The organism is Streptomyces sp. MZ04 (assembly GCF_004684775.1).
In the GTDB taxonomy this organism is placed as follows: Bacteria; Actinomycetota; Actinomycetes; order Streptomycetales; family Streptomycetaceae; genus Streptomyces.
Window position 1 is genome coordinate 1 of the sequence record NZ_SRIC01000379.1, and the last position, 6,490, is coordinate 6,490.

Below are 6,490 nucleotides of genomic sequence, written 5' to 3' on the forward strand. Positions count from 1 at the left end.
GGGCGGGTCGCTGCGGGTGGTGGAGACGGCCGTGATGCTGATGCTGGCGGCGTTCCTCGTGTCCAGGCCGTCGTACGACCACTATCTGCTGGTCGTCGTGCCGCTGCTGCTCGCGGGGGCGCTCGTGCCGGGGGCGGCGGCCAGGGGGCCGTGGTTCTGGCTGGCGCTGGTGCCGCAGATTCCGGGGTTCGCGTGGCCCTGGCTTGAGCCGGGTACCAGGCGGGCCTTCCGGGACTTCATGACGCTCTGTGTGCTGGCGCTCACGGTCGCCCGGAGCTGCGTCCGGACGGGCGGGGCTACCGTGGAAAGTGCGGACCCGCCCGTGGTGGGGGAGTCGCCGGTGCCGGTCTCCAGAGCCGCGTTTTGACCCGTACGGGGCGGCGCGGGTACTCTCGGAGATTGTTATGCGTATTGGCTTCGTCGTTCTCACGCGAAGGGCCCATACGTAGGTTCCCTGGAGCAGTTACCAGTGGCTCGCATACGGGCAGCGTCCCCGGCATTGTGAGCCCCAGCTGCATGATCGCTACTGATCGCTTCTGGGGTGCCGTGTGTCTGGACCCCATCCACTGAAGAAGCGAAGGCTACGAAGTGCGTACGTACAGCCCCAAGCCCGGCGATGTCACTCGCCAGTGGCACATCATCGACGCGCAGGACATCGTCCTGGGCCGTCTGGCGACTACGGCAGCGAACCTCCTCCGGGGCAAGCACAAGCCGACCTATGCGCCGCACATGGACATGGGTGACTTCGTCATCATCATCAACGCCGAGAAGATTCACCTCTCCGGCAACAAGAAGACCCAGAAGCTGGCTTACCGCCACTCCGGTTTCCCGGGCGGTCTTCGTTCGGTGCGCTACGACGAGCTGCTGGCGAAGAACCCCGAGAAGGCCGTCGAGAAGGCCATCAAGGGCATGATCCCCAAGAACACCCTGGGTCGTCAGATGCTCTCGAAGCTGAAGATCTACTCGGGTGACCAGCACCCGCACGCTGCGCAGCAGCCGGTGCCGTTCGAGATCACCCAGGTCGCGCAGTAGTTCCGGCCACACCCCCTAAGACGTAAAGAAAGATCTGAGGAGAATCGTGGCCGAGACCACCGTTGAGCAGCCGGTCGAAGAGACCGAGGTTGTTGACGTCGAGCAGTACACCACCGAGTCCGAGGCGCCCGTCGAGGGCGAGTACACCTCTGAGTCGAACGCCGCGCGCTTCGGCGACCCGCAGCCGGCCGCCGGCCTGGGCCGTCGCAAGAACGCCATCGCCCGCGTCCGGATCGTCCCGGGCACCGGCAAGTGGAAGGTCAACGGGCGCACGCTCGAGGACTACTTCCCGAACAAGGTCCACCAGCAGGAAGTCAACGAGCCCTTCAAGGTGCTCGAGCTCGACGACCGCTACGACGTCATCGCCCGCATCTCGGGTGGCGGCGTCTCCGGTCAGGCCGGTGCGCTCCGTCTCGGTGTCGCCCGTGCGCTGAACGAGGCCGACGTCGAGAACAACCGTGGCGCCCTCAAGAAGGCCGGTTACCTCAAGCGTGACGACCGTGCGGTCGAGCGCAAGAAGGCCGGTCTCAAGAAGGCCCGCAAGGCTCCGCAGTACAGCAAGCGCTAATCTGCCTGCTTGTACTTTTCGTTCGCCCCGGCGGCACGTTGTGTGCTGCCGGGGCGTTCGTTTATCGGGAACCCTGGTGATCACCGGGGCGGGACCCCGGTGATCCCGGGGTGTAAGTCCGGAGGAGGACAGCAGTGGGACGACTCTTCGGCACGGACGGCGTGCGCGGTGTCGCCAACGCGGATCTGACGGCCGAGCTCGCGCTCGGACTCTCCGTCGCGGCGGCGCATGTGCTCGGCGAGGCGGGCACGTTCGAGGGACATCGGCCGGTCGCGGTGGTCGGGCGTGACCCGCGCGCTTCCGGGGAGTTCCTGGAGGCCGCGGTGGTCGCCGGTCTCGCGAGCGCGGGCGTGGACGTCCAGCTCGTCGGTGTGCTGCCCACCCCCGCGGTGGCGCATCTCACCGGTGCGCTGGGTGCCGACCTCGGCGTGATGCTCTCCGCGAGCCACAACGCGATGCCGGACAACGGCATCAAGTTCTTCGCGCGCGGCGGCCACAAGCTGGCCGACGAGCTCGAGGACCGTATCGAGTCCGTGTACGAGGAGCACCGCACCGGCGCTCCCTGGCAGCGCCCCACGGGTGCGGGCGTCGGCCGAGTGACGACGTACGACCAGGGCCTCGACCAGTACGTCGCCCATCTCATCGGCGTCCTGCCGAACCGCCTCGAAGGGCTGAAGATCGTCCTCGACGAGGCGCACGGCGCGGCCGCCCGCGTCTCGCCCGAGGCGTTCGCCCGTGCCGGTGCCGAGATCATCACGCTCGGCGCCGAGCCGGACGGCCTGAACATCAACGACGGCTGCGGCTCCACGCACCTGGGCCTCCTGAAGGCCGCCGTCGTCGAGCACGGCGCCGACTTCGGTGTCGCGCACGACGGCGACGCGGACCGCTGCCTGGCCGTGGACCACACGGGCGCCGAGGTCGACGGCGACCAGATCCTCGCGGTGCTCGCGCTCGCCATGCGGGAGCACGGCAAGCTGCGCTCGGACACCGTTGTCGCGACGGTCATGTCGAACCTGGGCTTCAAGCTCGCCATGGAGCGCGAGGGCCTGTCCCTGGTGCAGACGGCGGTCGGCGACCGGTACGTCCTGGAGGCGATGAAGGAGCACGGCTTCGCCCTCGGCGGCGAGCAGTCCGGGCACGTGATCATCCTCGACCACGCGACGACCGGCGACGGCACGCTCACGGGCCTGCTGCTCGCGGCACGCGTCGCCGAGACCGGGCGTTCGCTCGCGGAGCTCGCCGGGGTCATGGAGCGGCTTCCGCAGGTCCTCATCAATGTGCCCGACGTCGACAAGTCGCGGGTCGCGACCTCCGCCGAGCTGACCGCCGCCGTCGCCGAGGCCGAGGCCGAGCTGGGTGTGACCGGGCGGGTGCTGCTGCGCTCCTCCGGCACCGAGCCGCTGGTGCGGGTCATGGTCGAGGCCGCCGACATCGAGCAGGCCCGGTCGGTGGCCGGGCGGCTCGCCGATGTGGTGAAGTCCGCGCTGGGCTAGGGCAGTTGCCCCGCCAAGCGGCTTTGGCGAAGTCCGGTGCGGTTCGGGTGCGCCCCGAAGGGGCGCGGGGAACTGCGCGACCAGCCACGACACAGCCGCAGACGAGCCACGGCACCTCACGGCACTTCCCGCGGAGCGCTTAGCGCAGTCATGCCTTCGCGGTACGTTCGTGCTGCCTGGCCCAGAGGAGCTTCTGGGCCAGCAGCGTGAGCGTGCCGGCCAGGACGATGCCGAGCAGGTTGAGCAGGAGCTGCTCGGTGGAGCCCCAGGTCTGCTCGCGGTCGCCGTAGCTGAGCGCCACCGCCGCGTTGGCCGCGGCGGGAACCGTCGTCACCGAGATCGCGACGCCGACAAGGGCGCCCGATTTCGCCGACGTCAGCGAGAGCGTCCCCGCCGCCCCCGCGAGCACCGCCACGACGAACGAGAACCAGTCGGGCGCGTACACGAAGCTGGTGTTGGGCCGGTCCTGGTCCAGTTGCTCCTCGCTGAACAGGCCCACCGCGTCCATGAAGTAGCTGAAGCCGACCGTCACCGCCATGGCGATGGCGAAGCCCGCCAGGATCGCGATCAGCGAGCGCAGCGCGAGCCGCGGGGCACGCTGCACAAGGGCCGTGCAGAACCCCGCGAGCGGGCCGAACTCCGGGCCCACCGCCATCGCGCCCACGATCAGGATCGCGTTGTCGAGCACCACGCCGCAGGCCGCGATCATCGTGGCGAGCGTAATGAAGGCGACGTAGGTGATCGAGAGCGTCGACTCCTCGTGCGTCGCGTCCGTCAGCTGCTCCCACAGCACCGCGTCCGCGCCCTCGCCCGGCGCCTCGTCCTCCGCCTTGTCGGCGCGCAGGGACAGCGACAGGTCGATGTTCTCCAGGGCGATCGAGCCGGTCTTGTCGATGCCGAGCGCGCGCAGGCCGCCGATGAGGGTGTCGCCCGCCTCGCGGGCGACATCGCACATCACGACGTCGCCCGCCGGGTTGCGGGCCACACCCGGCATGACGGTGACGTGGGTGGTGCCGACCGTCTTCTCGATCAGGCGCACCACGTCGTCGGTCTTGTCCGCCGGGGTGATCAGGCGCAGATGCAGCATGCGCGCAGCGTAGTCGTGGGCTAGAGCTTGCGGAGACTCAGGCGCTGCACCTTGTGGTCGGGTCCCTTGCGTACGACGAGGGTCGCGCGGCCCCGCGTCGGGGCCACGTTCTCCACCAGGTTGGGCTTGTTGATGGTCCGCCAGGTGGTGCGGGCGTACTCCAGCGCCTCCTCCTCCGACACCTGGGTGTACTTGCGGAAGTACGAGGACGGGTTCTGGAAGGCCGTCGCGCGCAGCTTGCGGAAGCGGTTCAGATACCAGCGCTCGATGTCCTCCGTGCGCGCGTCCACGTACACGCTGAAGTCGAAGTAGTCGGCGAGGCCGACGCGGGTGCGGCCGTCCTTGCCGGGGAGGGCCGGCTGCAGGACGTTCAGGCCCTCGACGATGAGGATGTCGGGGCGGCGGACCGAGAGGCGCTGGCCGGGCACGATGTCGTAGATGAGGTGGGAGTAGACGGGGGCGGTGACCTCGTCCTTCCCGGCCTTGATGTCCGCCACGAAGCGGGTCAGCGCGCGGCGGTCGTACGACTCGGGGAAGCCCTTGCGGGACATCAGGCCGCGGGCCTCGAGGTCCTTGGTGGGGAGCAGGAAGCCGTCCGTGGTGACCAGTTCCACGCGGGGGTGCTCGGGCCAGCGGGAGAGCAGGGCCTGGAGGAGGCGGGCGACGGTGGACTTGCCGACCGCCACCGAGCCCGCGACTCCTATGACGAAGGGGGTTCCGGACTGGGACCCCTTCTCGCCGAGGAAGGTGTTGAGGGCGCCGCGCAGGCCGTCCGTCGCGCCCACGTAGAGGTTGAGGAGGCGGGAGAGCGGGAGGTAGATGTCCCGCACCTCGTCGAGGTCGATGACGTCACCGAGGCCGCGCAGCTTCTCGAGTTCCGCGGCCGTCAGGGGGAGTGGGGTCTTGTCGCGCAGCGCGCTCCACTCGGTGCGGGTGAGGTCGACGTAGGGAGTCGCCTCCGGCTTGTGCCGGTGGGCGCTCCGGGGTGCCGTCGGGGGCACGGAGACCGAAGAGATCACAGTCCATTGTTACGGCTGTTTGAACGGGGCGGAGGGTGGGGTGCGTCACCCTGCGGGGCTCGGGCGGGGCTCTAGGCTGCTGCCCGTGATTATTGGGGTTGGTATCGACGTGGCCGAGATCGATCGGTTCGGTGCGTCGCTCGAGCGCACGGGCGGGATGGCCGAGCGGTTGTTCGTGCAGCGGGAGCTGTGGCTGCCGAGCGGGGAGCGGCGCGGGATCGCCTCGCTGGCCGCGCGGTTCGCGGCGAAGGAGGCGTTGGCCAAGGCGCTGGGGGCGCCGGCGGGGCTGCGCTGGACGGACGCGGAGGTGTTTGTCGAGGAGAGCGGGCAGCCGCGGCTGCGGGTGAAGGGGACGGTGGCCGCGCGGGCCGCCGAGTTGGGCGTACGGCAGTGGCATGTCTCGCTCAGCCATGACGCGGGGGTGGCTTCGGCCGTGGTGATTGCCGAGGGGTAGGCGTGGCCGTTCCTCGACTGACACGCGGGGGGCCTTGGGAGACACTCGGGGCATGCGTACTGCGTACTCAGTGGAGACGGTCAGGGCCGCCGAGCGGTCGTTGATGGCCCGGTTGCCGGAAGGTGCCCTGATGCAGAGAGCCGCCGCCGGGCTCGCCGCGGTCTGCGCCCAGGTGCTCGGCAAGGTCTACGGGGCGCGTGTCGTGCTGCTCGTGGGGAGCGGGGACAACGGGGGCGACGCGCTGTACGCCGGGGCACGGCTCGCCCGGCGCGGCGCGCGGGTCGGCGCGGTGCTGCTCTCGCCCGATCGGGTGCATGCCGGTGGGCTCGCGGCGTTCCGTGCCGCCGGGGGGCGGGTGGCTTCCCCTTCCGTCTCCCCTTCCGTCTCCCCTTCCGTCTCCGCTTCCGCGGAGGGTGTGCTGCGGGGTGCCGATCTTGTCGTCGACGGGATCGTGGGCATCGGAGGGAAGGGCGGGCTGCGGGCCGCCGCCGCTCAAGTGGTGGGCCTGGTGCGGGAGTCGGGGGTGCCCGTCGTCGCCGTCGATCTGCCGAGCGGTGTCGACGCCGACAGCGGAGTGGTGGCCGGGGACGCGGTGCGGGCCGATGTGACGGTGACCTTCGGGGCGTACAAGCCGGGGCTGCTGATCGATCCCGGTCGGGAGTACGCGGGTGTCGTGCGGCTCGTGGACATCGGGCTCGGGGCGGTGCTCGGCGCCCCTGAGGTGGAGGCTCTTCAGTACGAGGACGTGGCCGCGCTGCTGCCGGAGCCGACGGGGGAGAGCGACAAGTACCGGCGGGGCGTGGTGGGTGTCGTCGCCGGGTCGGCGCGGTATCCGGG

At 70.1% G+C, this 6,490-nt stretch carries 7 protein-coding genes and 1 pseudogene; 6 read left to right on the top strand and 2 right to left on the bottom strand.

The window, feature by feature from the left end; translation table 11 throughout:
• The 4 genes and pseudogenes from E2651_RS39730 to glmM all read left to right on the top strand — a co-directional run.
• A pseudogene (locus E2651_RS39730) lies at positions 1-367 on the top strand (hypothetical protein); the annotation flags it as partial.
• Positions 368-588: 221 nt separating this feature from the next.
• Positions 589-1,032: a 50S ribosomal protein L13 gene (gene rplM, locus E2651_RS39735; protein ID WP_135336143.1), complete on the top strand. Its 444-nt coding sequence runs from the start codon at positions 589-591 to the stop codon at positions 1,030-1,032.
• A gap of 46 nt (positions 1,033-1,078) precedes the next feature.
• Positions 1,079-1,600, top strand: a complete 522-nt coding sequence (gene rpsI, locus E2651_RS39740; RefSeq protein ID WP_135336144.1) for a 30S ribosomal protein S9 — start codon at positions 1,079-1,081, stop codon at positions 1,598-1,600.
• A gap of 134 nt (positions 1,601-1,734) precedes the next feature.
• A complete protein-coding gene (gene glmM, locus E2651_RS39745; protein ID WP_135336145.1) occupies positions 1,735-3,093 on the top strand; it encodes a phosphoglucosamine mutase in 1,359 nt (452 codons plus the stop codon).
• Between the two features lie 148 nt (positions 3,094-3,241).
• Here glmM and E2651_RS39750 read toward each other — a convergent pair whose 3' ends face one another.
• Positions 3,242-4,180, bottom strand: a complete 939-nt coding sequence (locus tag E2651_RS39750) for a DUF389 domain-containing protein (RefSeq protein ID WP_135336146.1) — start codon at positions 4,178-4,180, stop codon at positions 3,242-3,244.
• 20 nt (positions 4,181-4,200) lie between these two features.
• Positions 4,201-5,181 carry a type I pantothenate kinase gene (gene coaA / locus E2651_RS39755; RefSeq protein ID WP_135336149.1) on the bottom strand — a complete coding sequence of 327 codons (981 nt, stop codon included), beginning with the start codon at positions 5,179-5,181 and terminating at the stop codon, positions 4,201-4,203.
• A gap of 103 nt (positions 5,182-5,284) precedes the next feature.
• Here coaA and E2651_RS39760 point away from each other — a divergent pair, with 103 nt between their 5' ends.
• Positions 5,285-5,653, top strand: a complete 369-nt coding sequence (locus tag E2651_RS39760; protein ID WP_135336147.1) for a holo-ACP synthase — start codon at positions 5,285-5,287, stop codon at positions 5,651-5,653.
• A gap of 52 nt (positions 5,654-5,705) precedes the next feature.
• The coding region (locus E2651_RS39765; protein WP_135336148.1) for an NAD(P)H-hydrate epimerase at positions 5,706-6,490 on the top strand (785 nt) is incomplete at its 3' end.

Bases quoted from the DNA above. Each gene is read 5' to 3' on its own strand.
- E2651_RS39750 (WP_135336146.1), bottom strand. From the start codon at position 4,180: ATGCTGCATCTGCGCCTGATCACCCCGGCGGACAAGACCGACGACGTG.